Annotated in this window: 25 protein-coding genes; 22 read left to right on the top strand and 3 right to left on the bottom strand. The window is 65.2% G+C overall.

What is annotated here, in order from left to right; genetic code table 11:
* Window positions 1–16: 16 nt before the first annotated feature.
* The 4 genes from ACG10_RS16485 to ACG10_RS16470 all read left to right on the top strand — a co-directional run bounded on the left by ACG10_RS16485 (window position 17) and on the right by ACG10_RS16470 (window position 4,399).
* A complete protein-coding gene (locus tag ACG10_RS16485; protein WP_039802334.1) occupies window positions 17–2,437 on the top strand; it encodes a Lon protease family protein in 2,421 nt (806 codons plus the stop codon).
* 168 nt (window positions 2,438–2,605) lie between these two features.
* Window positions 2,606–2,947 (top strand): PA4575 family protein, encoded by a 342-nt coding sequence (locus tag ACG10_RS16480; protein ID WP_089169035.1) that lies wholly within the window; start codon window positions 2,606–2,608, stop codon window positions 2,945–2,947.
* Between the two features lie 201 nt (window positions 2,948–3,148).
* The gene (locus ACG10_RS16475) at window positions 3,149–3,643 is read left to right on the top strand and encodes a TIGR00645 family protein (RefSeq protein ID WP_089169034.1); all 495 of its coding nucleotides are present in this window, start codon (window positions 3,149–3,151) and stop codon (window positions 3,641–3,643) included.
* Between the two features lie 138 nt (window positions 3,644–3,781).
* Complete coding sequence (locus tag ACG10_RS16470) at window positions 3,782–4,399, top strand: FKBP-type peptidyl-prolyl cis-trans isomerase (RefSeq protein ID WP_089169033.1); 618 nt, start codon at window positions 3,782–3,784, stop codon at window positions 4,397–4,399.
* A 93-nt stretch (window positions 4,400–4,492) separates the two neighbouring features.
* On the opposite strand, the gene ACG10_RS16465 is transcribed toward ACG10_RS16470, so the two are convergent.
* A complete protein-coding gene (locus tag ACG10_RS16465) occupies window positions 4,493–5,461 on the bottom strand; it encodes a polyprenyl synthetase family protein (protein ID WP_039802342.1) in 969 nt (322 codons plus the stop codon).
* 242 nt (window positions 5,462–5,703) lie between these two features.
* On the opposite strand from ACG10_RS16465, the gene rplU reads away from it, so the two are divergent.
* The 5 genes from rplU (at window position 5,704) to ACG10_RS16440 (ending at window position 9,292) form a co-directional block, all read left to right on the top strand.
* Entirely contained in the window at window positions 5,704–6,015 is a 312-nt protein-coding gene (rplU, locus tag ACG10_RS16460; RefSeq protein ID WP_039802344.1) for a 50S ribosomal protein L21, read from the top strand.
* A gap of 33 nt (window positions 6,016–6,048) precedes the next feature.
* Window positions 6,049–6,306, top strand: a complete 258-nt coding sequence (gene rpmA / locus ACG10_RS16455; RefSeq protein WP_039802346.1) for a 50S ribosomal protein L27 — start codon at window positions 6,049–6,051, stop codon at window positions 6,304–6,306.
* A 105-nt stretch (window positions 6,307–6,411) separates the two neighbouring features.
* Window positions 6,412–7,629: an Obg family GTPase CgtA gene (gene cgtA, locus ACG10_RS16450; protein WP_039802348.1), complete on the top strand. Its 1,218-nt coding sequence runs from the start codon at window positions 6,412–6,414 to the stop codon at window positions 7,627–7,629.
* A gap of 82 nt (window positions 7,630–7,711) precedes the next feature.
* The gene (gene proB / locus ACG10_RS16445; RefSeq protein ID WP_089169923.1) at window positions 7,712–8,830 is read left to right on the top strand and encodes a glutamate 5-kinase; all 1,119 of its coding nucleotides are present in this window, start codon (window positions 7,712–7,714) and stop codon (window positions 8,828–8,830) included.
* 9 nt (window positions 8,831–8,839) lie between these two features.
* A complete protein-coding gene (locus tag ACG10_RS16440; protein ID WP_089169032.1) occupies window positions 8,840–9,292 on the top strand; it encodes a CreA family protein in 453 nt (150 codons plus the stop codon).
* 85 nt (window positions 9,293–9,377) lie between these two features.
* Here the strand turns inward: ACG10_RS16440 and rpsT are convergent, their stop codons facing one another.
* On the bottom strand, window positions 9,378–9,656 hold the full coding sequence (gene rpsT / locus ACG10_RS16435) for a 30S ribosomal protein S20 (RefSeq protein ID WP_039802352.1): 279 nt from the start codon (window positions 9,654–9,656) through the stop codon (window positions 9,378–9,380).
* A gap of 251 nt (window positions 9,657–9,907) precedes the next feature.
* On the opposite strand from rpsT, the gene murJ reads away from it, so the two are divergent.
* The 12 genes from murJ (at window position 9,908) to ACG10_RS16375 (ending at window position 24,588) form a co-directional block, all read left to right on the top strand.
* Window positions 9,908–11,446 (top strand): murein biosynthesis integral membrane protein MurJ, encoded by a 1,539-nt coding sequence (gene murJ, locus ACG10_RS16430; RefSeq protein WP_089169031.1) that lies wholly within the window; start codon window positions 9,908–9,910, stop codon window positions 11,444–11,446.
* Between the two features lie 123 nt (window positions 11,447–11,569).
* Window positions 11,570–12,520 (top strand): bifunctional riboflavin kinase/FAD synthetase, encoded by a 951-nt coding sequence (gene ribF / locus ACG10_RS16425; RefSeq protein WP_039802357.1) that lies wholly within the window; start codon window positions 11,570–11,572, stop codon window positions 12,518–12,520.
* A 2-nt stretch (window positions 12,521–12,522) separates the two neighbouring features.
* Window positions 12,523–15,354, top strand: coding sequence for an isoleucine--tRNA ligase (ileS, locus tag ACG10_RS16420; protein ID WP_089169030.1), 2,832 nt, complete (start codon window positions 12,523–12,525; stop codon window positions 15,352–15,354).
* Between the two features lie 36 nt (window positions 15,355–15,390).
* Window positions 15,391–15,894: a signal peptidase II gene (lspA, locus tag ACG10_RS16415; RefSeq protein WP_039802360.1), complete on the top strand. Its 504-nt coding sequence runs from the start codon at window positions 15,391–15,393 to the stop codon at window positions 15,892–15,894.
* Window positions 15,887–16,324: an FKBP-type peptidyl-prolyl cis-trans isomerase gene (locus ACG10_RS16410; RefSeq protein WP_039802362.1), complete on the top strand. Its 438-nt coding sequence runs from the start codon at window positions 15,887–15,889 to the stop codon at window positions 16,322–16,324. Before lspA ends, ACG10_RS16410 begins: the two co-directional genes overlap by 8 nt.
* 65 nt (window positions 16,325–16,389) lie before the next feature.
* Window positions 16,390–17,337, top strand: a complete 948-nt coding sequence (ispH, locus tag ACG10_RS16405; RefSeq protein ID WP_089169029.1) for a 4-hydroxy-3-methylbut-2-enyl diphosphate reductase — start codon at window positions 16,390–16,392, stop codon at window positions 17,335–17,337.
* Window positions 17,338–17,637: 300 nt separating this feature from the next.
* Window positions 17,638–18,075, top strand: a complete 438-nt coding sequence (locus tag ACG10_RS24775; protein WP_089169028.1) for a type IV pilin protein — start codon at window positions 17,638–17,640, stop codon at window positions 18,073–18,075.
* Window positions 18,076–18,085: 10 nt separating this feature from the next.
* On the top strand, window positions 18,086–18,559 hold the full coding sequence (locus ACG10_RS16395; protein ID WP_131254835.1) for a GspH/FimT family pseudopilin: 474 nt from the start codon (window positions 18,086–18,088) through the stop codon (window positions 18,557–18,559).
* The gene (gene pilV / locus ACG10_RS16390; protein WP_089169026.1) at window positions 18,547–19,110 is read left to right on the top strand and encodes a type IV pilus modification protein PilV; all 564 of its coding nucleotides are present in this window, start codon (window positions 18,547–18,549) and stop codon (window positions 19,108–19,110) included. The genes ACG10_RS16395 and pilV overlap by 13 nt, the downstream gene beginning before the upstream one ends.
* A complete protein-coding gene (locus ACG10_RS16385; protein ID WP_089169025.1) occupies window positions 19,107–20,249 on the top strand; it encodes a PilW family protein in 1,143 nt (380 codons plus the stop codon). The genes pilV and ACG10_RS16385 overlap by 4 nt, the downstream gene beginning before the upstream one ends.
* The gene (locus ACG10_RS16380) at window positions 20,246–20,806 is read left to right on the top strand and encodes a PilX N-terminal domain-containing pilus assembly protein (RefSeq protein ID WP_089169024.1); all 561 of its coding nucleotides are present in this window, start codon (window positions 20,246–20,248) and stop codon (window positions 20,804–20,806) included. Before ACG10_RS16385 ends, ACG10_RS16380 begins: the two co-directional genes overlap by 4 nt.
* A 38-nt stretch (window positions 20,807–20,844) precedes the next feature.
* Entirely contained in the window at window positions 20,845–24,588 is a 3,744-nt protein-coding gene (locus tag ACG10_RS16375; protein WP_157731476.1) for a pilus assembly protein, read from the top strand.
* 58 nt (window positions 24,589–24,646) lie between these two features.
* On the opposite strand, the gene ACG10_RS16370 is transcribed toward ACG10_RS16375, so the two are convergent.
* Window positions 24,647–25,210, bottom strand: coding sequence for a GspH/FimT family pseudopilin (locus tag ACG10_RS16370; RefSeq protein ID WP_157731475.1), 564 nt, complete (start codon window positions 25,208–25,210; stop codon window positions 24,647–24,649).
* Window positions 25,211–25,389: 179 nt separating this feature from the next.
* On the opposite strand from ACG10_RS16370, the gene thiO reads away from it, so the two are divergent.
* The gene (gene thiO / locus ACG10_RS16365; RefSeq protein WP_089169021.1) at window positions 25,390–26,487 is read left to right on the top strand and encodes a glycine oxidase ThiO; all 1,098 of its coding nucleotides are present in this window, start codon (window positions 25,390–25,392) and stop codon (window positions 26,485–26,487) included.
* Window positions 26,488–26,539 lie beyond the last annotated feature (52 nt).

The following is a 26,539-nucleotide window of genomic DNA, read 5'->3' as shown; positions in this document are numbered from 1 at the left end:
GATGTAAGGACTCCCGATGCCCGACTCCGTTGCTGCCGGCCTGCGCCTGGCACCCGATGAGCTGACCCGTCCCTTCGATCCCGCCCAGTTCGCCTTCGCCAGTACCGACGAGCTGGAGCCCTTCCGCGGTGTGCTCGGTCAGGAGCGCGCGGTGGAGGCGCTGCAGTTCGGCGTGGCGATGCCGCGTCCGGGATACAACGTCTATGTCATGGGCGAGCCGGGCACCGGCCGCTTCTCCTACGTCAGGCGCTACCTGCAGACCGAGGCCAAGCGCCTGGATACGCCGCCTGACTGGGTCTACGTCAATCATTTCGAGGAGCCCCGCGAGCCGCGTTCGCTGCAGCTCGTGGCAGGCAGCGCCAGCGAGTTCATCGCCGACATCAATCTGCTGATCGACAATCTGCTGGCGACCTTTCCGGCGGTGTTCGAGACGCCGACCTACCAGCAGAAGAAGAGCGCCATCGACCGCGGCTTCAACCAGCGCTACGACCGCGCCCTCGACAGCATCGAGCGGCAGGCGCTGGACAAGGGCATCGCCCTGTACCGCGACAGCGCGAATATCGCCTTCACCCCGATGAAGGACGGCAAGACGCTGGACGAGGGCGAGTTCGCCCAGCTGCCGGAGGCCGAGCGCGAGCGCTTCCACGAGGACATCGGCTACCTCGAGGAGCGCCTCAACGAGGAGCTGTCCAGCCTGCCGCAGTGGAAGCGCGAATCGAGCAATCAGCTGCGCCAGCTCAACGAGGAAACCATCACCCTGGCCCTGCAGCCGCTGCTCGCGCCGCTCTCGGAAAAATACGCGGAAAGCGCCGGGGTCTGCGCCTATCTGCAGGCGATGCAGGTCAACCTGCTGCGCACCGTGGTCGAGCAGCTGGGCGACGAGAACGTCACGGATGCCCAGCGGCGCGCGCTGGTGGTCGAGCAGTACTGCCCGAGCCTGGTGGTCGGTCATCACTGCCAGGGGGGCGCGCCGGTGGTGTTCGAGCCGCATCCCACCTACGACAACCTGTTCGGCCGCATCGAGTACGGCACCGACCAGGGCGCGCTCTACACCAGCTATCGCCAGCTGCGCCCGGGCGCGCTGCACCGCGCCAACGGCGGCTTCCTGATCCTCGAGGCGGAGCGGCTGCTCGGCGAGCCCTTCGTCTGGGATGCCCTCAAGCGCGCCCTGCATTCGCGTCAGTTGAAGATGGAGTCGCCGCTGGCCGAGCTGGGCCGCCTGGCCACCGTGACCCTCACCCCGCAGGTCATCCCGCTGCAGGTCAAGGTGGTGATCGTCGGCTCGCGGCAGCTCTATTACGCGCTGCAGGAGGTGGATCCGGACTTCCAGGAGATGTTCCGCGTGCTGGTGGATTTTGACGAGGAGATCCCGCTGGCCGACGACAGCCTCGAGCAGTTCGCCCAGTTGCTCAAGACGCGCACTTCGGAGGAGGGCATGGCGCCCCTGTCCGGCCCGGCGGTGGCACGCCTGGCGACCTACAGCGCGCGCCTGGCCGAGCACCAGGGCCGGCTGTCGGCGCGCATCGGCGATCTGTTCCAGCTGGTCAGCGAGGCCGACTTCGTCCGCCAGCTGGCCGGCGAGGCGCTGACCGACGTCGGCCACATCGAGCGCGCCCTGAAGGCCAAGGAAACCCGCACCGGGCGGGTTTCGGCGCGGATTCTCGACGACATGCTCGCCGGCATCATCCTGATCGACACCCAGGGCGCGGCGATCGGCAAGTGCAACGGGCTCACCGTGCTGGAGATCGGCGACTCCGTCTTCGGCGTGCCGGCGCGGATCTCCGCCACCGTCTATCCGGGCGGTTCGGGGATCGTCGACATCGAGCGCGAGGTCAACCTCGGCCAGCCGATCCATTCCAAGGGGGTGATGATCCTCACCGGCTACCTCGGCAGCCGCTATGCCCAGGAGTTTCCCCTGGAGATCTCGGCGAGCATCGCCCTGGAGCAGTCCTACGGCTACGTCGACGGCGACAGCGCCTCCCTCGGCGAGGTCTGCACGCTGATCTCGGCGCTGTCGCGCACGCCGCTCAAGCAGTGCTTCGCCATCACCGGATCGATCAACCAGTTCGGCGAGGTGCAGGCGGTCGGCGGGGTCAACGAGAAGATCGAGGGCTTCTTCCGGCTCTGCGAGGCGCGCGGACTGACCGGCGAGCAGGGGGTGATCATCCCGCGCGCCAACGTCACCAACCTGATGCTCGACGAGCGCGTGCTGCAGGCGGTGCGCGCCGGACGCTTCCATGTCTATGCGGTGCGCCAGGTGGACGAGGCGCTCAGCCTGCTGCTCGGCGAGCCGGCCGGCGCAGCGGACGAGCAGGGCTGCTTCCCGACCGGCAGCGTCAATGCGCGGGTGGTCGAGCGGCTGCGGGAAATCGCCGAGATGGGCATGGAGGAGGATTCCGGCAAGCCGAAGGAGCCGCAGATCGGCGTTCAGGAGTGAGAGGGCCCCGGCCTGCCAGGCAGGCCGGGGTGGCCAAATGCCGCAGGCCGGTTTCTGCTTGTCCTGGTTTTGTTCACAGACTTACCCACAGATTGGGTAGAGCAAAAATCTTTCTGGGTTGTCGTGTGGAGTGTACGCTGAAAGCACGACCCTGAAGGGGATTGCCCTATGTCACGCACGCTTTGTCTGATCCGAAACTGCCTGGGGCTGACCGTTCGCATCGAACTGGCAACCCGTCCGCTGGCAGGAGAGCAGGGGCTGTGGACGCTGCTCTTCGCTGCCGGCCTGTCCGGCGCGCAGCCGTCCTCGGTCAAGGCACAGGGGCCGTTTCGCGGGCCTGTGGCGGCAGAGCGGGTGCTCGACGAGGTGGCCTCGACCCTGGCTGGGGTGGGCTATCAGGAGTGCTCGGACCCGCTCATCTGGTGCCTTCATCTGCAGGCCGAACTGCGTCGGCTGAACGGCCCGCGACGCTGTCGTCCGGAAGGCCGCGAGTCCCGGCCGGAAGTCTGAGCGCCCACTGTTCGAGATTTGTACGGCGGGCGTGGGGAGCCGTCCGCCGGGCTTCTGAGCCGTTAATGCGCTCTTCGTTCACAGGGTTATCCACAGCAAATGGGGATATGTTGCCAGGCGTTTCCAGTGCCGGCAGGTATCTTTGTCCCGATCATGCCCATGGGTATACTCGCCGCCGTTTTTGGCTGAGTGGATGCCCCCATGGAACGTTTTCTCGAAAATGCAATGTATACCTCCCGCTGGCTGCTGGCGCCGATCTATCTCGGCCTGTCCCTGGCCCTGCTGGCGCTGACCCTGAAATTCTTCCAGGAGGTCTATCATCTGCTGCCGCACGTGTTCGAGATGGCCGAGGCGGAGCTGATCCTGGTCCTGCTGTCGATGATCGACATGTCGCTGGTCGGTGGCCTGCTGGTGATGGTGATGATTTCCGGCTACGAGAACTTCGTGTCCCAGCTGGATATCGACGAGGGCAAGGAAAAGCTCGACTGGCTGGGCAAGATGGACTCCGGCTCGCTGAAACTGAAGGTGGCCGCCTCCATCGTGGCCATCTCCTCGATCCACCTGCTGCGCGTGTTCATGGATGCGCAGAAGATCCCCAACGACAAGCTGCTGTGGTACGTGCTCATCCACATGACCTTCGTCATTTCTGCCTTCGTCATGAGCTATCTGGAGAAGATGGTCAAGCACGCCCATTGAGGCGGGCGTTTCCGGTGCGCCTTTTCCCTGTGCGCCGGCATGCCTGCGGATGCGTCCCGCCGATCAACTTTCCCGTCCCGCTCTTGTGCTTGTGCTTGTGCTAGTCTGTCGGGCCTTTTCACCGACTGGAACTCCGGCATGAGCGAACTCAACCTTTCCACCGACGAAGCCCGCGTCAGCTATGGCATCGGACGCCAGTTGGGCGACCAGATCCGTGACAACCCGCCGCCGGGGGTCAGTCTCGAGGCGGTGCTCGCCGGCCTGGCCGATGCCTTCAGCGGTCAGTCCAGTCGTGTCGAGCCGGCTGCACTGTCGGCCAGCTTCAAGGTCATCCGCGACCGCATGCAGGCCGAAGCCCAGGCCAAGGCCGAGGCGGCGGCTGCCGCAGGCGTCGCCTTCCTCACCGAGAACGCCAAGCGCGAGGGCGTCACCGTGCTGGCCTCCGGCCTGCAGTACGAGGTGCTGACGGTCGGCGAGGGCCGCAAGCCGAGCCGCGAAGACCATGTACGGACCCACTACCACGGCACCCTGATCGACGGCAGCGTGTTCGACAGCTCCTATCAGCGCGGCCAGCCGGCCGAGTTCCCGGTCGGCGGGGTGATCGCCGGCTGGACCGAGGCCCTGCAGCTGATGAACAGCGGCAGCAAGTGGCGCCTCTATGTGCCGAGCGAGCTGGCCTACGGTGATCAGGCCATCGGCAGCATCCCGCCGCACAGCGTGCTGGTGTTCGACGTCGAACTGCTGGACGTGCTGTAAGACGCCGCTCCTGCGGATTGCCGCAGGCGAAGACGAAGAAGCCGGGTCCATGGACCCGGCTTCTTCGTTCTGGCCGATGCTGAAGGCTGGCCGTCAGTGGGTGCGTGCCACGGCGAAGCGGCTCAGCTCGATGAGGGCATCGCGGTATTCGCCGGCCGGCAGCACGTCCAGGCAGGCGATGGCGCGCTCGGCGTGCTCGCGGGCCTGGCGGGCGGTGTAGTCCAGGGCGCCGGAGGCCTCCACGGCGGCGACGATGGCGGCCAGGTCCTCGATGCCGCCTTTCTGGATCGCCCGGCGTACCAGGGCGGCCTGCTCGGGGGTGCCTTCGCGCATGGTATAGATCAGCGGAAGGGTCGGTTTGCCTTCGGCCAGGTCGTCGCCGACGTTCTTGCCCAGGGTCTCGGCATCGCCGCGGTAGTCCAGCAGGTCGTCCACCAGCTGGAAGGCGACGCCGAGCGAGTCGCCGAAGCAGCGCAGCGCCTCGGCCTGTGCGGGGCTGGCGCCGGCCAGGATGGCGGCACCGTGGCTGGCGGCCTCGAAGAGCATCGCGGTCTTGCCGCGGATGACTTCCATGTAGGTTTCTTCCGTGGTGCTGGCGTCGCGCACCTTGGACAGCTGCAGCACCTCGCCTTCGGCGATCACCCGGGTGGCCTGGGACATGATGCGCATCACCGGCATGGAGGCCAGTTCGACCAGCATCTCGAAGCAGCGGGCATAGAGGAAGTCGCCGACCAGCACGCTCGGTGCATTGCCCCACAGGGCGTTGGAGGTGGAGCGGCCGCGGCGCAGGTCGGAGTCGTCGACCACGTCGTCGTGCAGCAGGGTGGAGGTGTGCAGGAACTCGATGGCGGCGGCCAGCAGGCGCATTTGCTCGTCGCACTTGCCGAGGGCGTTGCCGCAGAGCAGCACCAGCAGCGGGCGCAGGCGCTTGCCGCCGGCGGAGATGATGTAATCGCCGATCGTCTCCACCAGGGGGACCCGCGAGGTGAGCTGTTTGCGGATGATGCCGTCAACAGCGCTGAAATCGTCCGCGACCACGCGGTAAAAGGCCTGGGGTTGCATCAACGCCTCGAGCTCCTGATCAGTTGCCGCGGCATGCTAGGTGGCAGGGTATGGGCTGTCAAGGCAAGGGCTGGCGGCGCTTGCGTGGCTTCTGGTGCTTGCGTACAATCGCGGGCCCTAACTTCCCTGGGTATTTCCCTGTCTTACGCAATTGCGCGGGCGGTCATCCACTCCGTGCAGCCATGCCGGCCAACGACTCCTTCTATAAAGCGCCGGGTGAGCAGGATCAACGGAGACATACCATGTACGCAGTAATCGTGACCGGCGGCAAGCAATACAAGGTTGCCGAAGGCGAATTCCTGAAGATCGAAAAGCTCGAAGTGGGCACTGGCGAAGCCGTGACCTTCGATCGCGTGCTGCTGGTCGGCAACGGTGATGACGTGAAGATCGGTGCTCCCGTGGTCGAGGGCGCCAAGGTGACCGCCGAGGTCGTGGGCCAGGGCCGTCACGACAAGGTGAGCATCATCAAGTTCCGCCGCCGCAAGCACCACATGAAGCACCAGGGCCACCGTCAGTGGTTCACCGAAGTCAAAATCACCGGTATCCAGGCCTGAGCCTGAATACCCGCTATTTGGAGTAACGCACTCATGGCACACAAAAAAGCTGGCGGTTCTACCCGCAACGGTCGCGATTCGGAAAGTAAACGCCTTGGCGTGAAAATGTTCGGCGGCCAGGTCATCAAGGCCGGCAACATCATCGTGCGTCAGCGCGGCACCCAGTTCCACGCCGGTTTCGGTGTCGGCATGGGCAAGGACCACACCCTGTTCGCGAAAGTGGAAGGCGTGGTCAAGTTCGAAGTGAAGGGTGCCTTCGGTCGTCGCTACGTGAGCGTCGTATCGGCCTGATCGCGGCATCGCCGGAAAAGCCCTGTCATGCGACGGGGCTTTTTTGTTTCTGTATCCTGTATCACTCGTTTCATTCAGCCCGTCCCATTGACGGGAGGCGTACCCATGAAATTCGTCGATGAAGTTTCGATTTTTGTAAAGGCCGGTGACGGTGGCAACGGCATGATGAGCTTTCGTCGCGAAAAGTTCATCGAGAAGGGCGGCCCCAACGGTGGCGATGGCGGCGATGGTGGCTCCGTGTACATGGAGGCCGACGAGAATCTCAATACCCTGGTCGACTATCGCTACACTCGCCGCTTCGAGGCGCAGCGCGGCGAGAAGGGCGGTAGTACCGATTGCACCGGGGCCAAGGGCGAGGACCTGATCCTGCCGGTGCCGGTCGGCACCACGGTGATCGATGCCGGCACCCAGGAAATCATCGGTGATCTGACCCGTGCCGGGCAGCGCCTGCTGGTCGCCCAGGGTGGCTGGCACGGTCTGGGCAACACCCGCTTCAAGTCCAGCACCAACCGCGCGCCACGGCAGACCACGCCGGGCAAGCCGGGCGAGGCGCGGGATCTCAAGCTGGAGCTCAAGGTGCTGGCCGACGTCGGTCTGCTCGGTCTGCCGAACGCCGGCAAGAGCACCTTCATCCGTGCGGTGTCGGCTGCCAAGCCGAAGGTCGCCGACTATCCCTTCACCACCCTGGTGCCGAATCTCGGGGTGGTCAGCGTCGGGCGCTACAAGAGCTTCGTGGTCGCCGACATCCCCGGGCTGATCGAGGGCGCGGCGGAAGGTGCGGGGCTGGGCATCCGCTTCCTCAAGCATCTGGCGCGTACCCGTCTGCTGCTGCATCTGGTGGACATGGCGCCGCTGGACGAGAGCGATCCGGCCGATGCGGCGGAGACCATCCTGCACGAGCTGGAAAAGTTCAGTCCGGCGCTGACCGAGCGCGAGCGCTGGCTGGTGCTGAACAAGGCCGACCAGTTGCTCGACGAGGAGCGCGAGGAGCGGCTGCGCGCGGTGGTCGAGCGGCTCGACTGGCAGGGGCCGGTATATGTGATTTCCGCGCTGGAGCGCGAGGGCACCGAGGCGCTCTGCCAGGACATCATGAAGTATCTGGACGAGCGCGCCCTGCGCATCGCCGAGGAGCCGGAATACGCCGAGGCGCTGGCCGAGCTTGATCAGCGCATCGAGGACGAGGCGCGCGCACGTCTGCAGGCGCTGGACGACCAGCGTGCCCTGCGTCGCGCGGGCCTGAAGAGCGCCGATGCGCTGGAGGACGAAGACGACTTCGACGACGAGGACGACGGCGACGGGCCGGAGATCTTCTACGTGCGGTGATCCTGCGGGGCGGACGGGGTCCGCCCGGATTGGCGGCGGGTCGGGCTCGCCGTCTGACTGACAGAGCGGAAAGGCGGAGATGATGCGCGATAAGGTGACGGGTGCGCGGCGTTGGGTGGTGAAGATCGGCAGTGCCTTGCTGACTGCCGACGGTCGCGGTCTGGACCGTGTTTCGATGGCGGTCTGGGTCGAGCAGATGGTGGCGCTGCGCGAGGCCGGCGTGGAGCTGGTGCTGGTGTCTTCCGGTGCCGTGGCGGCCGGCATGAGCCAGCTGGGTTGGAATGTGCGGCCGAAGGCCATCCACGAGCTGCAGGCGGCGGCCGCGGTGGGGCAGATGGGGTTGGTGCGGGCCTGGGAGTCGAGCTTCGCCGAGAATGGTCGGCACACTGCGCAGATCCTGCTGACCCACGACGACCTTTCCGACCGCAAGCGCTACCTGAATGCCCGCAGCACCCTGCGCACCCTGCTGGATCTCGGTGTCATCCCGGTGATCAACGAGAACGACACCGTGGTCACCGACGAGATCCGCTTCGGCGACAACGATACCCTGGCAGCGCTGGTGGCCAACCTGGTGGAGGCGGACCTGCTGGTCATTCTCACCGACCGCGATGGCATGTTCGATGCCGACCCGCGCAGCAATCCCGATGCGCAGCTGATCTTCGAGGCACGTGCCGACGACCCGCGCCTGGATGGCGCAGCCGGTTCCTCCGGCGGCGCCCTGGGGCGCGGCGGCATGCAGACCAAGCTGCGTGCGGCGCGGCTGGCGGCCCGCTCCGGCGCCCATACGGTGATCATCGGCGGGCGCATCGAGCGGGTGCTGGACCGCCTCAAGGCTGGCGAGCGGCTCGGCACCCTGCTGGCGCCCGAGCAGGGCATGCTGGCGGCGCGCAAGCAGTGGCTGGCCGGGCATCTGCAGATGCGTGGCACCCTGGTGCTGGATGCCGGGGCGGTGGAGGCGCTGACCCGCCATCATCGCAGCCTGCTGCCGGTGGGGGTCAAGTCCGTGGTGGGAAATTTCCGCCGCGGCGAGATGGTGGTCTGTGTCGATCGGGAGGGGAGCGAGATCGCCCGTGGCCTGGTCAACTACAGTTCTGCCGAGGCGCAGAAGATCATCGGTCGCGCTTCCGAGCAGATCGAGCAGTTGCTGGGTTATGTCGACGAGCCGGAACTGGTGCATCGCGACAATCTGATCCTGGTCTGAGGAGGCGACATGCGCAGGATTTCGTGGTTGCTGGCGGCGCTGTTGCCGTCCCAACTCCTGGCCGAGGAGATCGGCGAGGTGTCCACTGTGTTCAAGTGGTTCGGGCCGAACGACCGGATCGTCGTCGAGGCCTTCGACGATCCCAAGGTCGAGGGGGTGACCTGCTACCTGTCACGCCCCCGGACCGGTGGCGTCAAGGGTGGGCTGGGGCTGGCCGAGGATCGTGCCGAGGCCTCCATCGCCTGTCGCCAGGTCGGCAAGATCCGTTTCCGCGAGGAGCTGAAGGATGGCGAGGTGGTCTTCAAGGAGCGCACCTCGCTGGTGTTCAAGAGCATGCAGGTGGTGCGCTTCTTCGACGAGAAGCGCAACACTCTCGTCTATCTGGTCTACAGCGATCGGGTGATCGAGGGCAGCCCGCAGAATGCGGTGACGGCGATCCCGATTCTGCCCTGGGGGGAATGAGGGGGGGAGGGGTGGTTCTCTCCCGCCCGAATCGCAGGCAACAAAAAACCGGCCATTGGCCGGTTTTTCGTGGAGCGCGTCCGAATCAGGCGGCAGCGGCTACGCCGAGGGCCTTGATGTGCGTGTTCAGGCGGCTCTTGTGACGAGCGGCCTTGTTCTTGTGGATGATGCCCTTGTCGGCCATGCGGTCGATCACCGGAACGGCAGCGGTGTAGGCGGTCTTGGCCTTGTCCAGGTCCTTGGCGTCGATAGCCTTGACCACGTTCTTGATGTAGGTACGAACCATCGAGCGCAGGCTGGCGTTATGGCTACGACGCTTCTCAGCCTGTTTGGCGCGTTTTTTGGCAGAAGGTGAGTTGGCCACCGTCAAGCTCCTCGAAACTGGGGGATACGAACAAATCTGGGATACAAGCAAATAAGGCCGCGAATCATGCCGAGATGTGGGGGGGATGTCAAGGGAAACGACTGGTGCGCATCACATTGCGGTGGCTGCCGGCGGCCTCTACACTCGCGAGCTCCGCTCGGTGCCAGACGCCGCTGTCGCCTGTGATGCCGACGCAATGGCATGACTGCCGAGCCCGTCATCTTCCTGTCAGGCCCCGAACCTCGCTTTCCATGAATCTACTCAAGTCGCTGGCAGCGGTCAGCTCCATCACCATGCTGTCCCGCGTACTGGGCTTCGTGCGCGATACCCTGGTGGCGCGCATCTTCGGTGCGGGTCTGGCCACCGATGCCTTCTTCGTCGCCTTCAAGTTGCCCAACCTGCTGCGGCGCATCTTCGCCGAAGGGGCCTTCTCCCAGGCTTTCGTGCCGATTCTCGCCGAGTACAAGACCCAGCAGGGCGAAGAGGCGACGCGCACCTTCATCGCCTACGTCTCCGGCCTGCTGACCCTGGTGTTGGCAGTTGTGACTCTGCTCGGCATTTTGGCGGCCCCCTGGATCATCTGGATCTCGGCGCCCGGTTTTGCCGATTCGCCGGAAAAGTTCGAACTCACCACCACGCTGCTGCGGATCACCTTCCCTTATATATTGCTGATCTCGCTGTCGTCCCTGGCCGGGGCGATCCTCAACACCTGGAACCGCTTCAGCGTGCCGGCCTTCGTGCCGACCCTGCTGAACCTCAGCATGATTGCCTTCGCGCTGTTCCTCGCCCCCTATTTCAATCCGCCGGTGTTGGCGCTCGGTTGGTCGGTGCTGGTCGGTGGCCTGCTGCAACTGCTCTATCAGCTGCCGCACCTGAAGAAGGTCGGCATGCTCGTGCTGCCGCGCCTGGACCTGCACGATGTTGGCGTGTGGCGCGTGCTCAGGCAGATGCTGCCGGCCATTCTCGGCGTGTCGGTGGGGCAGATCTCGCTGATCATCAACACCATCTTCGCGTCCTTTCTCGCCGCTGGCTCGGTGTCCTGGATGTACTACGCCGATCGCCTGATGGAGCTGCCGTCCGGGGTGCTCGGCGTGGCGCTGGGGACCATCCTGCTGCCGGCCCTGTCGAAGACCCATGCCTGCCAGGACCGCTGCGAGTATTCGAAGCTGCTCGACTGGGGGCTGCGTCTGTGCTTCCTGCTGGTGCTGCCCTGCGCGCTGGCCCTGGCGATCCTTGCCGAGCCACTGACCGTGTCGCTGTTCCAGTACGGCAAATTCACCGCCCATGATGCCCTGATGACCCAGCAGGCGCTGATCGCCTACTCGGTCGGCCTGCTTGGGATCATTCTGGTGAAGGTGCTGGCGCCGGGCTTCTACGCCCAGCAGAATATCCGCACGCCGGTGCGCATTGCGGTCTTCAGCCTGGTGACGACCCAGCTGATGAACCTGGTCTTCATCATCCCGCTCAAGCATGCCGGCCTGGCGCTGGCAATCAGCCTGGGGGCCTGCCTGAACGCCGGTCTGCTCTACTGGAAGCTGCGCCAGCAGCGGCGCTTCGAGCCGCAGGCCGGCTGGGGAAGGTTCCTCGTCAAGCTGGTGCTGGCGGTGCTGGTGATGGTGGTGGTGCTGCTCGGCATGCTGGCGCTGATGCCGCCTTGGGAGCAGGGCGGGATGGCGGAGCGCTTCCTGCGCCTGGGCGCGCTGGTGCTGGCGGGAGTCGTGGCCTATTTCGGCATGCTGGCGCTGCTCGGCTTCCGGTTGCGGGATTTTTCCCGCAAGTCGATCGCCTAGCCCCGGGATGCGCCGCACAGGTTGCCGTACCGGCGGCGATCCGCCGGCCGGGGCCCCTTGCCGGCCTGTTGCCCAGCGCCGGCTGTGCGTATAATCGGCCACTTTGCAAGCAAGATGTTTCCTATGCAGCTGGTTCGAGGCCTCCATAATCTGCGGCCCCAGCATCGGGGTTGTGTCGTCACCATTGGGAATTTCGACGGTGTCCACCGTGGCCACCAGGCGATCCTTGCACGCCTGCGCGAACGTGCGACCGAGTTGGGCCTGCCCGGCTGCGTGGTGATCTTCGAACCCCAGCCGCGGGAATTCTTCGCCCCGGACAGCGCTCCGCCACGCCTGACCCGCCTGCGGGAAAAGCTCGAACTGCTCGCCGCGGAAGGGGTCGACCGGGTGCTCTGCCTGGCGTTCAACCGCCGCTTCTGCCAGTTGAGCGCCCAGGCCTTCGTCCAGTCCGTACTGGTCGACGGCCTGGGCGTGCGCCATCTGGAGGTCGGCGACGACTTCCGCTTCGGCTGCGACCGCGCCGGCGACTTCGCGTTTCTACGTCAGGCGGGCGCGGCCGAAGGCTTCACCGTCGAGGCGGCGGTCACCGTCGAGGTGGACGGCCTGCGGGTCAGCAGCACGCGGCTGCGCGCGGCTCTGCATCATGGCGACCTGCCTCTGGCCGAGCGCTTGCTCGGCCGGCCGTTCAGCCTCTGCGGGCGGGTTCTGCACGGCCAGAAGCTGGGCCGCCAGCTCGGCACGCCGACCGCGAACGTGCAGCTCAAGCGCCGCCGGGTGCCGCTCAGCGGCGTGTACCTGGTGAGCACCGAGCTGGACGGGCGCTGCTGGCCGGGAGTGGCCAACATCGGCGTCCGACCCTCGGTGGCGGGCGATGGCCGCGCCCATCTGGAAATGCATCTGCTGGATTTTGCCGGTGACCTGTACGGTCGGCACCTGCGAGTCACCTTCCATCACAAGCTGCGCGACGAGGAACGTTTCTCTTCCCTGGAAGCGCTGAAAACGGCGATCGACGCGGATATCGCCGCCGCCCGTGCCTACTGGCAGGGTAAACCGCTTACTCACGAGCCCGAATGACGATGACCGACTACAAAGCGACCCTCAATCTGCCGGAAACGGCGTTTCCGATGAAGGCCGGCCTGCCGCAGCGCGAGCCGGAGACGCTGCAGCGCTGGAACAGCATCGGCCTGTACCGCAAGCTGCGGCAGATCGGCGAGGGGCGTCCGAAGTTCATCCTGCACGACGGCCCGCCCTACGCCAACGGCAACATCCACATCGGCCATGCGGTCAACAAGATCATCAAGGACATGATCGTCCGCTCGAAGACTTTGGCCGGCTTCGACGCGCCCTACGTGCCGGGCTGGGACTGCCATGGCCTGCCCATCGAGCACAAGGTGGAAACCACCTTCGGCAAGAACCAGCTGGCGGACCTGACCCGCGAGCGCTGCCGCACCTATGCCGCCGAGCAGGTCGAGGGGCAGAAGGCCGACTTCATCCGCCTCGGCGTGCTCGGCGACTGGGACAACCCCTACAAGACCATGGACTTCGCCAACGAGGCCGGGGAAATCCGTGCGCTGGCGAAGATGGTCGAGGGCGGCTTCGTGTTCAAGGGGCTCAAGCCGGTGAACTGGTGCTTCGACTGCGGTTCGGCGCTGGCCGAGGCGGAGGTCGAGTACCAGGACAAGAAGTCCGACGCCATCGACGTGGCCTTCCCGGTCGAGGACGAAGGCAAGCTGGCCGCCGCCTTCGGCCTGGCGAGCCTGGCCAAGCCGGCCGGCATCGTGATCTGGACCACCACCCCCTGGACCATCCCGGCCAACCAGGCGCTCAACGTCCATCCGGAATTCACCTATGCGCTGGTCGATACCGGCGAGCGGCTGCTGGTGCTGGCCGAGGAGCTGGTCGAAGGCTGCCTGGCGCGCTACGGCCTGCAGGGCGAGGTGCTGGCCACCGCGAAAGGCGAGGCCCTGGAGCTGATCCGCTTCCGCCATCCGTTCTACGAGCGCTTCTCGCCGGTCTACCTGGCCGACTACGTGGCGCTGGACGCCGGCACCGGCATCGTCCACTCGGCGCCGGCCTACGGCGAGGACGACTTCCGCAGCTGCAAGCACTACGGCATGCACAACGACGACATTCTCACTCCGGTGCAGAGCAACGGGGTGTATGCCGAGTCGCTGCCGTTCTTCGGCGGCCAGTTCATCTGGAAGGCCAACCCGAACATCGTCGCCAAGCTCGCCGAGGTCGGCGCCCTGCTCAAGCACGAGAGCATCCAGCACAGCTACATGCACTGCTGGCGGCACAAGACCCCGCTGATCTACCGCGCCACCGCCCAGTGGTTCGTCGGCATGGACAAGCAGGCCCACGACGGCACCACGCTGCGCGAGCGCGCCCTGACCGCCATCGAGCAGACCCAGTTCGTCCCCGCCTGGGGCCAGGCGCGCCTGCACGGGATGATCGCCGGCCGTCCGGACTGGTGCATCTCGCGCCAGCGCAACTGGGGCGTGCCGATTCCCTTCTTCCTGCACAAGGAAAGCGGCGAGCTGCATCCGCGTACCGTCGAGCTGATGGAGCAGGTGGCCCGGCGCGTCGAGCAGGAGGGCATCGAGGCGTGGTTCAGGTTCGAGCCTGCCGAGCTGCTCGGCGAGGAAGCCGCCCAGTACGACAAGATCGCCGACACCCTGGACGTCTGGTTCGACTCCGGCACCACCCACTGGCACGTGATGCGCGGCTCGCATCCCATGGGCCACGACCAGGGCCCGCGCGCCGACCTCTACCTGGAAGGCTCCGACCAGCACCGTGGCTGGTTCCACTCGTCGCTGCTGACCGGCGCGGCCATCGACGGCCATGCGCCGTACCGCGGCCTGCTGACCCACGGCTTCACCGTGGACGAGAACGGCCGCAAGATGTCCAAGTCCCTCGGCAACGTCATCGCCCCGCAGGAGATCACCGACAGCATGGGCGCCGATATCCTGCGCCTCTGGGTGTCGGCCACCGACTACTCCGGCGAGATGGCGGTGTCCAAGCAGATCCTCCAGCGCAGCGCCGACGCCTACCGGCGCATCCGCAACACCGCGCGCTTTTTGCTCTCCAACCTCAACGGCTTCGATCCGGCCAAGGACCTGCTGGCCGTCGAGGACATGCTGGCGCTCGACCGCTGGGCGGTGGACCGCGCCCTGCTGCTGCAGCGCGAGATCGAGGAGGCCTTCGACAGCTACCGCTTCTGGGTCGTCTACCAGAAGGTGCACAACTTCTGTGTGCAGGAGCTGGGCGGCTTCTACCTCGACATCATCAAGGACCGCCAGTACACCTGCGCCGCCGACAGCGTGGCGCGGCGTTCCTGCCAGAGCGCCATGTACCACATCGGCGAGGCTCTGGTGCGCTGGGTCGCGCCGATCCTGGCGTTCACCGCCGAGGAGATCTGGCAGTACCTGCCCGGCGCGCGCAACGAATCGGTGATGCTCAACACCTGGTATCAGGGCCTCTCCGAGCTGCCGGAAGGCTTCGCGCTGAATCGAGCCTTCTGGGAGCAGGTCATGGCGGTCAAGGCCGCGGTGAACAAGGAGCTGGAAAACCTGCGCGTGGCCAAGGCCATCGGCGGCAACCTGCAGGCCGAGGTCACCCTGTTCGCCGAGCCGGCCCTGGCCGAGCGCCTGGCCCTGCTGGGCGACGAGCTGCGCTTCGTGCTGATCACCTCCGCCGCCCAGGTCCAGCCCCTCGAAGCCGCCCCGGCGGACGCGGTGGAAACCGAGGTCGGCGGTCTGCGGATCAGGGTGGTCAAGTCGGCCCACGCCAAGTGCGCCCGCTGCTGGCACCACCGCGAGGACGTCGGCGTCGACCCGGCCCACCCGGAAATCTGCGGGCGCTGCGTGGAGAACATCCAGGGCGAAGGCGAGGTCCGCCGGCATGCGTGATGCGCGTAGCAGGGAAGAGGGGGCAGGTGTCCGCCCATGACTTCCCGTTTCGGCAAGCTCCCCTGGCTGTGGCTGAGCCTGCTGGTCTTCGTCCTCGACCAGGCCAGCAAGCTCTATTTCGAAGGTGCCCTGCGGCTCTACCAGCAGATCGAGATCGTTCCCGGGCTGTTCAGCTGGACGCTGGCCTACAACACCGGCGCCGCCTTCAGCTTCCTCGCCGGTGAGTCCGGCTGGCAGCGCTGGCTGTTCGCCCTGATCGCGGTCGCGGTCAGCGCCGTGCTGGTGGTCTGGCTCAAGCGCCTGCAGTCCGCCGAGACCTGGCTGGCCGTCGCCCTGGCCCTGGTGCTGGGCGGCGCCGTGGGCAACCTGTTCGATCGCGTGGCCTACGGTCATGTGATCGACTTCATCCTGGTGCACTGGCAGGATCGCTGGTTCTTCCCGGCGTTCAACCTGGCCGACAGTGCCATTACCGTGGGCGCCATCATGCTGGCGCTGGATATGTTCATCAGCAAGAAGTCCGGAGAAACCGCCCATGACTGAACTGCGCATCGGTCCCGATCGGGAAGTCACCCTGCATTTCGCCATCAAGCTCGACTCGGGCGACCTGGTCGACACCACCTTCGACAAGCGCCCGGCCACCTTCCGGATCGGCGACGGCAACCTGCTGCCCGGCTTTGAACTGGCCCTCTACGGCCTCAAGGCCGGCGACAAGCGCGCCCTGCCGATCGCCCCGGAGCAGGGCTTCGGCCGGCCCAACCCGCAGAACGTGCAGGTCATGCCGCGCAGCCAGTTCGAGGGCATGGAACTGTCCGAAGGCCTGCTGGTGATCTTCAACGACGCCGCCAGCAGCGAGATGCCCGGCATCGTCAAGGCCTTCGACGACCGGCAGGTCACCGTCGACTTCAATCATCCGCTGGCCGGCCGCGAACTGACCTTCGAGGTGGAGATCCTCGAGGTCAAGCCGGTCTGATCGCCGGAGACCCGGCGGGCTAGGCCCGCCATGGTCGTCACCCGCCATTTCCCGCCGAGGCCCCCATGCACATCAAACTCGCCAATCCCCGCGGCTTCTGCGCCGGCGTCGACCGGGCCATCGAGATCGTCAACCGCGCCCTGGAGGTCTTCGGCCCGCCGATCTACGTGCGCCACGAGGTGGTGCACAACAAGTTCGTGGTCGAGGACCTGCGTGCCCGCGGCGCGGTCTTCGTCGAGGAGCTGGATCAGGTGCCGGACAACGTCATCGTCATCTTCAGCGCCCACGGCGTATCCCAGGCCGTGCGCGGGGAGGCGGAGCGGCGCGGGCTCAAGGTATTCGACGCCACCTGCCCGCTGGTGACCAAGGTGCACCTGGAGGTCGCCCGCTACAGCCGCGACGGCCGCGAGTGCATTCTCATCGGCCACCAGGGGCATCCGGAAGTGGTGGGCACCATGGGCCAGTACGACACCGCCAGCGGCGGCGCCATCTACCTGGTGGAGGACGAGGAGGACGTTGCCCGCCTGCAGGTGCGCAATCCCGAATCCCTGGCCTTCGTCACCCAGACCACCCTGTCGATGGACGACGCCGCCCGGGTGATCGATGCCCTGCGCGCCCGTTTCCCGGGCATCGGCGGTCCGCGCAAGGACGACATCTGCTACGCCACCCAGAACCGCCAGGATGCGGTCAAGCAACTGGCCGGCGAATGCCAGCTGGTGCTGGTGGTCGGCAGCCCCAGCAGCTCCAACTCCAACCGCCTGCGCGAACTGGCCGAACGGATGGGCGCCCCGGCCTACCTGGTCGACGGTGCCGAGGATCTGCGCCGCGAATGGTTCGCGGGCATCCAGCGCGTCGGCATCACCGCCGGTGCCTCGGCGCCGGAAGTGCTGGTGCGTGGCGTGATCGAACGCCTGCGCGAGTGGGGTGTCACCGATGTCGAGGAGTTGGTCGGACGGGAGGAGAACGTCACCTTCTCGATGCCGAAGGAGTTGCGGGCGGTGCAGGTGGACTGAACCGTTTGCATCGATATTCTGCTGCGGAGTCCGAGTAAGGACACCTCTTCATTTCTCAAGTTGGTAGCTGCCTTGCAGCGCCACGTCAGAATTGCGCACTTATCCTGAGAACGGGCAGGGTAAGGGCGCTATCTTCACCTCCATTCATGCCCAGCAGCGTCATGGGCCGAGCGGAGCCAGAGCTTTTCAGGTTCAGGCTCTTGGCGAGCTCCCGCACGCCGCGGTTTGACCGTGGCTGGGGTTTCACGCAGCTGCGACTGGGCGTACGCACCGACTTGTGCCTTGGATGGGGGGTGTTTGATGGTCTTTGAGCGAAGCCGCTTGGCTCGTGCGCGGTATTCGTCGGGTTTCACGCTGATCGAATTGATGATCACGGTGGTGATCGTCGCCATCCTCATGGGCATCGCACTGCCGAGTTATCGACAACATGTGGTCAGGTCGAATCGTGCGGCGGTCGAGGCCTTCATGCTCGAAGTGGCCAACAGACAGGAACGCTATCTTCTCGACAAGCGCACTTATGCCGACAGCCTCAGCACCTTGGGGATGTCTCTGGGGGCGGATGTTGCTTCGAATTACACGGTCGCGGTCACCAGTTCATCCAGTGCAGGCCTGACCTACACCATCACCGCCACTCCCATCGGTTCGCAGCTGGCCAGCGATACGGAGTGCGGGGTGCTCACCCTTGATCAACTGGGTGCCAAAACGGCGGCAGGCGGCGGTTCGCGCTGCTGGAAATAAGGTGAAGGCCATGAAGTTCGGCAGTATGGCTTCGCGAAAAAAGCCGGTTGGCGGTTTTACCCTGGTCGAGTTGCTGGTCGTCATCGTGCTTCTGGGGATTCTGACGACCCTGGCCGTTCCCTCCTTCAATCAGTATCAGGCTGCCCAGTCCGTGCGAAATGCCGCGTCGGATCTGGTTTTCGCCATGAGCTTCGCCCGCAGCGAGGCGGTAAAGCGCAACACGGACGTAACGGTTTCCGCCAACAGCACATGGGACGGCGGCTGGGTCGTCAAGGCCGGGACTCTCACGCTGCGGGAGTTCGCCTCCCACTCGGGCGTGACGATCGAGTCGGATGTGACTGCGATGACCTACAAGGGCACGGGGCGCGCGACTGCCGGAGCAACCTTTGACATTACCCCCCTGGCTGAGGGAGTGACGGCGCAATGCGTAAGAATCTCGGGAAGCGGCAAGCCCCACAATCGTACGGGGGCATGCAGCGGATGAGCCGGCAATCGAGCAGCGCGGGTTTCACCCTGATCGAAATTCTGGTGGCCCTGCTCATCTTCATGGTCAGCTCGCTTGGAATTGCCGGCCTGGTGACGCGCACGGTGCAGCAGGAGAGCGAGTCCTATCAGCGGGTGCAGGCCCTCATCCTGCTGCAGGACATGCAGGAAAAGCTCGGGGCGAACCGCCAGGCCGCCGCTTGTTATGCCGGCACGGAGACTCTGGGCACCGGCTTCGACAGCAGCATCAGCTGCAGTACGGGTTCCACTGCCCAGCAGGCCACCGCCGTTGCCGATCTGCAGCGCTGGGACAGCACCCTCAAGGGGGCGGCGGAAAAGGACGGTACCACCAACGTGGGAGCCCTGATCGGTGCACGGGGCTGCATCCGTCTGGTCGACGCCGACGAGAGAACCTATCGCATCACCGTCGCCTGGCAGGGCCTGGGAGACACCGTCGCGCCAGGAAACGACTGCGGCAAGGGCAGTTATGGAGCGGAAACGCTGCGTCGAACCGTCAGTGCGCTGGTGCGCTTGGGGAAACTCTCTTCATGAAGCTGTCTGCTTTGCCGATACCTGTCCGTTTCGCCCGATATTCCGGAAACTCCGCCATGCCAAGCCCTTCGCGCCAGGCCGGTCTCGGCCTGGTCGAAATCATGGTCGCCCTGGCGATCGGGGCCTTCATGCTCGGCGGCGTGTTGAGTCTGGTGATCTGGGTTAGCCAGGCCCGCACGGAACTGAACAAGACCTCCGAGCAGATCGAGAACGGTCGCTATGCCATCCAGCTGTTGAGCGACGAACTGCGCCTTGCGGGCTTCTACGGAGCCTCTCAGGTCGCAGCATCGTCTTACAGTGCGCCCTCGCCCTGTACGACTGCCATGACGAGTCTCGGATTTGCCTTTACCGATGTCGGCGGGGCCTTCAACGCGCAGCTTCCTGCTGCGCTACAGGGATACGCCGCCCTGTCCACGACTGGTGACGATGTCTCCTGCCTCACCAATGCGCGCAGCGACAGCGAAGCCCTGCTGGTTCGCCGCGCCGAGACGAGCAATGTGGCGACCGCCACGGCAGGTGTTCCCTATATACAGCTGTCGCAGTGCCAGACCGATGCGAAGCCGATGACCGCCAACATGGATTCCGGATTCACAGGCTTCGATCTCCTGGGCAAGGACTGCGCGACGACTCAGAAAGCGGAATTGTGGCCCTATGTCTTGCGCACCTACTACCTGAGCGGCTGTGACATCTGCAGTCCGAGTGACGGCATTCCCACCCTGAAGGTGGCCGAGCTGAAGGAGGTGGGCGGAGCGCTGAGCATCGTCACCCAGTCGCTGGCCGAGGGCATCGAGGACATCCATTTCGAATATGGAATGGATCTGGATACCGATGGTGCGCCCGACTGCTATGTCCCGAACCCGAGGCTCGATACGGCGCCGGCTGCCGCGAATTGCCCGACGACCGGCTGGTCGACCGCGGATGCGACGAACTGGTCGAACGTGGTCAGCGTCAGGGTCAACTTGTTGGCCAGAAGCACCGAGCCAAGTGCCGGCTGGAAGGGCGAGCGCGAATATGACCTCGGGCGCAAGGACGCAGAAGGAAATAGCGACCTGGAGGGGCCTTTCAACGACAGCTACAGAAGGCAGGTATACAGCGCCGTGGTGACCTTGCCGAATGTCTCGGGGGTACGCGAAGAATGAGCAGACGTCTGCAGAGACTGCCCGAGCGGCAGCGGGGGGCGGTGCTGGTCGTGGTCCTGGTCATGCTGGGCATCCTGACCCTCATCGTCGCGGCCATGGTCAACAGCTCGAACATCAATTTCCGCATCGCCGGCAACCAGCAATACCGCAGCGAGGCCCAGCTGACCGCGCAGAACGCGATCGAGGAATACATCAGCAACGAGGCCAACTTCACGATTCCGCTGCCGACGGCTGCGATCAGCATTCCCACGGACCTGGATGGCGATGGCGTGGATGAGTTTTCCGCCGTCGTGGAGCCGCCGGTCTGCCTGCGCTCCATTCCCATCAAGCTGACCGAGCTGAACGTGAAGAACGCGGACGACGCCTCCTGCTACGGCAGCGGTGCGGTACAGGAGAGCGGCTTGTTGAGCGATGGGGTGGCGACCGGCAACTCCTGGTGCTCGAAGATGATGTGGGATGTGTATTCCACCGTCGAAGACACCGGACTGACGAATGCCCGGGTCGAAGTGCATCAGGGCGTCTATCTCAGGACGTTGCTTGGCACGCCGTGCCCCTGAGCCTTTCTTTCGAAGTAGTAGCGGCAGGGAGAGTGGTCGTGAAGAGGTTTTCAATCTGGTGTGCTGCGGCGGTTCTGCCCATGCTGTTGGGCACGCACAGTGCTTTCGCGCAGGACATCGACATCTATACCGGCATCAACCCGGCGGGCGGCAACGTGCCGACGGTCCTGCTGGTCTGGGACAATGCGGCGAACAACAGTGCCAGTGCCGAAGAGATTTGCACTCAGTATGCCGATGGCAGTGGGGCGCCAAGTCTTGGGACCAAGACGGCTGCCGGCATGGAGCAGTGTGCGATGGTCAATGCCCTGTATGAGCTGGGGCAGGACCCGAACCTGCTGGGCATGATCAAGATCGGTCTGATGGTCTTCAACAAGAACGACTTCAAGAGCGGCAATGGCCAGTGCGGTTACCTGGTGCACGCGCCTCAGTTGATGGACAAGGAAGGGATCGATAGCCTGATGGCGAAGATCAAGGCGTTCAAGGACACCGGCTCCAGCACCATCAAGACCAATGGCGTGGCAGTGGGGGCGACCATGGCCGAGGCTTGGGCTGCTCTGAACGGTAGGAGCGCTTCCTGTTCGGGAGTGAATTATTCCACGCTCGCCGAGGTGGCGACCCAGTGTCGTGATGCGGTGCTGATCTATATCGGCAATGCCTTCACCAACAGCAACCCGGGCGATGGCGGAGATGCCGATGTCATCCTCAAGCAGGAGCTGAGCGAGGTTTTCGGCTATGCCTCCGGCTCCAACGAATATTCCCTGTTCAGCAAGCCGATCGCAGTGCCTCTGCTGAATACTTCGGGCAACACCAACAACGACTTCTGGGCGGACGAATGGGCCCGCTTCATGAAGCGGGTCTCGGTGATCGACAGTACCGCCGCCGACAAGAACGTCACGACCTACACCATTTCGGTGAGCGACCTGGCCAACCAGGCCCAGGCCCAGAGCACGATCAACTACTACGCCGAGATGGCCAAGCAAGGCGGGGGCAAGAGCTTTCTGGTCGACGTCAAGGACACCGGTGGTCTCTCCAATGCCTTGTTCGCCGTATTCAACGACGTGCAGGCCAAGAACAGCGTGTTCGCTTCCGCCACCCTGCCGGTGACGGCGAACACCCAGGGCACCTACCTGAACCAGGTGTTCGTCGCCATGTTCCGTCCGGACGGCGACGCCAGTCCGCGCTGGTACGGCAACCTCAAGCAGTATCAGTTGGGGCTGGATGCCGGCGGCAACATCGTCCTGACCGACGCCACGGACGACCCCGATGCCGGGGCTGTCACTTCGAAGACCAACCCGACTACGGGAGCCATTTCGCCCGAGGCGGTCAGCTTCTGGACGACCAATTCGCCCGGCGTGACGGGCTGGCCGAGCACCGGTTTCTGGATCAACAGCCCCTCCGGAGAAGGCCTGCAGTTCGACTCGCCGGATGGCGATCTGGTCGAGAAGGGCGGTGCCGCGCAGATGGCGCGTGCCGACAACCTGACGGCCACCTACACCGATAGCAGCAGCGACAACGGGCGCAACCTGCTGACCTGCGACAGCATCGGCGGCTGCGGCTCGGAGTTGACCGAATTTTCCACCGGGAACGCCACGCTGATGGCGAATGCCTCCAACCTGTTCGGCGTGGGGCCGACCTCGTCCTATGCTGCTTCGCTCACGGCGGGAGAGGCGTTCAAGGTGGGCGCGGTGGAGTGTAAATCAGATAGACGGAGCTGCACCTTCGTAGTGCCTTTCGCTGATGGCGATCCCGGATTGAGCGTCGGCGATGTCGTTGTGAATGAGCTGACAGGAGCCTTCCAAGCTGTCTGTGACATGCCTGATGGTTGCACCGTGGAGACCGTCTCGGCCAATTCCTTTAGTTTCACCGTCAGCGGTCTGCAGACCGGCTCGTCCTATTTCATCCCCGACGGCACGGTGTTTTACCGGGCCGACCGCACCGTGACCGTCAACAGCAGCACCACGGCCCATGGCCTGAGTGTCGGTGATTCCGCGATTCTCAAGAACTGTACCGGGCAGGCCGATGGCACGTATGTGTCCGGGCTGTCTGCCCTGCCTGCCGGCAGTAGCGGGCGGAGCGTGACCGTCACGGGTATTACCACCAATACCTTCGCCTTCAAGTGGGACAATGCCGCTCTGACCCTGCCCTCCGCGGCCGTCAACTGCGAAGTCGCGCCGGCCCTGACCGCCAGCAACTTGGTCAACTGGGTGCGCGGCTGGGATATCGCCGGCAACGAGGACATGGCCGGACCGGGCGCCCCGGTCACCGTGCGTCCCTCCCTGCACGGCGACGTGCTGCACTCCCGGCCGGCGGTCATCAACTATGGCGGCGATACGGGCGTGGTGGTCTTCTATGGCGCCAACGATGGCATATTCCGGGCTGTGAATGGCAACCAGGCTGCCGCTATCGACGGCGTCCGGGCGGGTGGCGAGTTGTGGAGCTTCATCGCACCCGAGTTCCACGGCAAGTTCAAGCGGCTGTTCCAGAATTCGCCGCTGATCGATATCGCCGGTGTCATGGATACCAACAAGCAGCCCAAGGACTACTTCTTCGACGGCTCGACCACTGTCCTGCGCGACACGCGCTCGACCACCACAGCGTCCACCAAGGACAAGACCTATATCTACATGACCGCCCGGCGTGGCGGGCGGCTGATCTATGCCATGGATGTGTCGGATCCGATGCAGCCGAAATTCCTCTGGAAGAAGACCAATGCGGACATCAAGGAGCTTGGGCAGACCTGGTCGCAGCCGAAGGTGGCGGTGCTGAGCAGCCGTACCGATCCGGTGCTGATCATGGGCGCAGGCTATGCGCCGGAGCAGGATGCCGACCCGGTCGCGAGTGATGACTCCATGGGCCGTGGCGTGCTGATCCTGGATGCGGTGACCGGCAAGGTGGTCTGGGCCGCTCTCGCCAATTGTTCGGGCGTCGATCTGGCCAGCGACGGGGTGTGCGTCTCGACCGGCGCGCCGACCGATGCCGTGGCCGCCGACGTTACCCTGGTCGACCGCAACTCGGACGGCTATGTCGACCGGGTCTATGCCGCGGACGTGGGAGGCAATATCTGGCGTGTCGATCTTGACCCGCATGGCTTTGGGCTGGCATCCACGCCCGCTGACTGGAAAATCACCAAGCTGGCGGCACTGGGCGGAACAGGAAAAGACGCGCGTAAGTTCCTCTTCGCCCCGGATGTAGTCACGACCAGCGGTTTCGATGCCGTCATGGCGGTATCCGGTGACCGTGAGCACCCGCTCTATACCACCGATACGACGGCGGGAATGGCCTACAACGTGCAGAACCGGATCTACATGATCAAGGACACCCAGACCGGCGCGCTCATGACCACCGGCTTCACTGCCCTGACTCATGATAACCTGATTGCCAACCCTGATCAGACCCTGTCCTTCGATGCCACGGCCGACAGTGTCAAGGGCTATTACATCGACCTTCCCAACGACGGCGAGAAGGGCGTCAATGCCCCCGTCACCGTGGCTGGCAAGACCTATTTCGGGACCAACTATCCCGAGAAGCCCAGTGCAAGCTCCTGTACCGCCGACCTCGGTATCGCCCTGGCCTATACGCTCGACTTCAACACCGGCAAGCTGGACTTCACCAAGTTCGTCGGGGGCGGTCTGCCGCCGTCACCGGTAACCGGTCTGGTCAACATCGGGGAGGAGACGGTGCCCTTCATCATCGGCGGCTCGGGCCCCACGACCTTTGACCCGTCCATCCCGGAAATCGAGCTGAGCAACAACCGCAAGCGCGCCTACTGGTACGCCAAATAGGCCGCCACGGCGGCGGCACTTCCCGTGCCGTCGCACGGGCAGCCCCTTTTCCCTGTGGTCAGGCCGGACAGCTCTGCGGCCTGCCGTCCGCACCCTCGATCACGCCGTCGCCATCGCTGTCGCGGGCACTGCGCACGCGCCCCATGCTGCTGACGATCAGCCTGGCTGCATATCGGTTGTCTGCCGAGGGGCAGAGCGCAATGCTGCCGTAGCTGCTCGCCGTGCCGTTCGGGCGAAAGCGAATGCTGTCGAGACTGGATGCGTTCAGCTGATAATGGGTGTCGGACGGCACCGGTTCCTGGCAGATGAGTTCTCCGGAGTCGGCTCGACCGTTCAGGTTGTGGTCGACAAACACGATGAGGAACCGGGCGCCGGTTTTGGCGCAGGTGTAACCGTCCTGGCTGCCGCACAGGACGGTGGTCTCTTTCTGGGTGACGGCAATGCTTCTGGCATGGTTCAGCAGGGATCTGACCTGCTGTGCCGCGCTGCTCTTCTGACTGCTCAGGGTCAGGTGGGTAAAGGCGGGTACGGCCAGGCTCAACAGTATGCCGAGGATGGCCGTCGAGGTGAGGGCTTCGCCCAGAGTGAAGCCTTGTTCGTATCGTCGCTGGATGAGGTGCATGGTTTCCCTCCCTGGATTTCGGCTCCATGCCGGTCGTGCAGAATACAAAGCGACCTGTCGGCGGTATGCCGAGCAGGCGGCATTTCCCGATCGTGCATATGCGGCGAAGCCTGGCATGCCGTGCCCCGCAGGCGTATAACGGGCCGATTTACGGCCCGTTTTCTTTTGGGGGGGATGCGATGCGAGTCCTGGTGGTTGGCGGTGGCGCCATCGGTATGTTGTCGGCTCTGCGCTTGGCGGAGGCCGGCCTGGAGGTCCGTCTGCTGGATCAGGGGTCGCTCGGCCGGGAGTCCTCCTGGGCTGGCGGCGGTATCGTGTCGCCGCTCTATCCCTGGCGCTACAGCCCGGCGGTGACGGCGCTGGCGCACTGGTCGCAGGATTTCTATCCGGCGCTGGGCGAGCGCCTGCGGCAGGAGACCGGCATCGATCCCGAGGTGCATGTCACCGGTCTCTACTGGCTGGATCTGGAGGACGAAGCCGAGGCGCTGGCCTGGGCGGCGCGGGAGGGCCGGCCGCTGGCGGCCGTGGATATCAACTCCGTCCACCAGGCAGTGCCGGCCCTGGGGCCGGGCTTTTCGCGGGCCTTGTTCATGTCGGGCGTGGCCAACGTGCGCAATCCGCGCCTGCTCGCCGCGCTGCGCGAGGCGCTGGCGCGCCTGCCCAACGTGAGCCTCGAGGAGAATCTGCCGGTGACCGGCTTCGTCCGCGAGGGCGAGCGGGTGGTCGGGGTGCGCACGGCGTCCGGCGAGTTGCGGGCCGACCGTGTGGTGGTTGCGGCCGGCGCCTGGAGCGGCGAGCTGCTCGCCACCCTGGGGCTGGAGCTGCCGGTCAAGCCGATGAAGGGCCAGATGATCCTCTACAAGTGCGCCGAGGATTTCCTGCCGCGGATGGTGATGGCCGACGGGCGCTATGCGATTCCGCGGCGGGACGGGCACATTCTGGTGGGCAGCACCCTGGAGGATGTCGGCTTCGACAAGACGCCCACCGGGGAGGCCTTGGAAAGCCTCAAGGCGTCCGCCGAGGCGCTGCTGCCGGCGCTGGCCGGTGCCGAGGTGGTCAAGCAGTGGGCGGGCCTGCGCCCGGGCTCCCCCGAGGGGATTCCCTATATCGGCCCGGTGCCCGGCTTCGAGGGGCTGTGGCTGAACTGCGGGCATTTCCGCAACGGGCTGGTGCTGGCGCCGGCGTCCTGCCAGCTGCTCGCCGATCTGTTGCTGGCGCGCGAGCCGATCGTCGATCCGGCGCCCTATGCGCCGGCGGGGCGGCTCGGTCGGCGCTGAACTCGGCCTGGGCGGGATGGCGGGTTGCACCCGCCCTGTATGGGTATCCCCA

Source organism: Azotobacter chroococcum, assembly GCF_002220155.1.
Classification (GTDB): domain Bacteria; phylum Pseudomonadota; class Gammaproteobacteria; order Pseudomonadales; family Pseudomonadaceae; genus Azotobacter; species Azotobacter chroococcum.
This window is presented reverse-complemented; position numbering and strand designations above follow the sequence as displayed.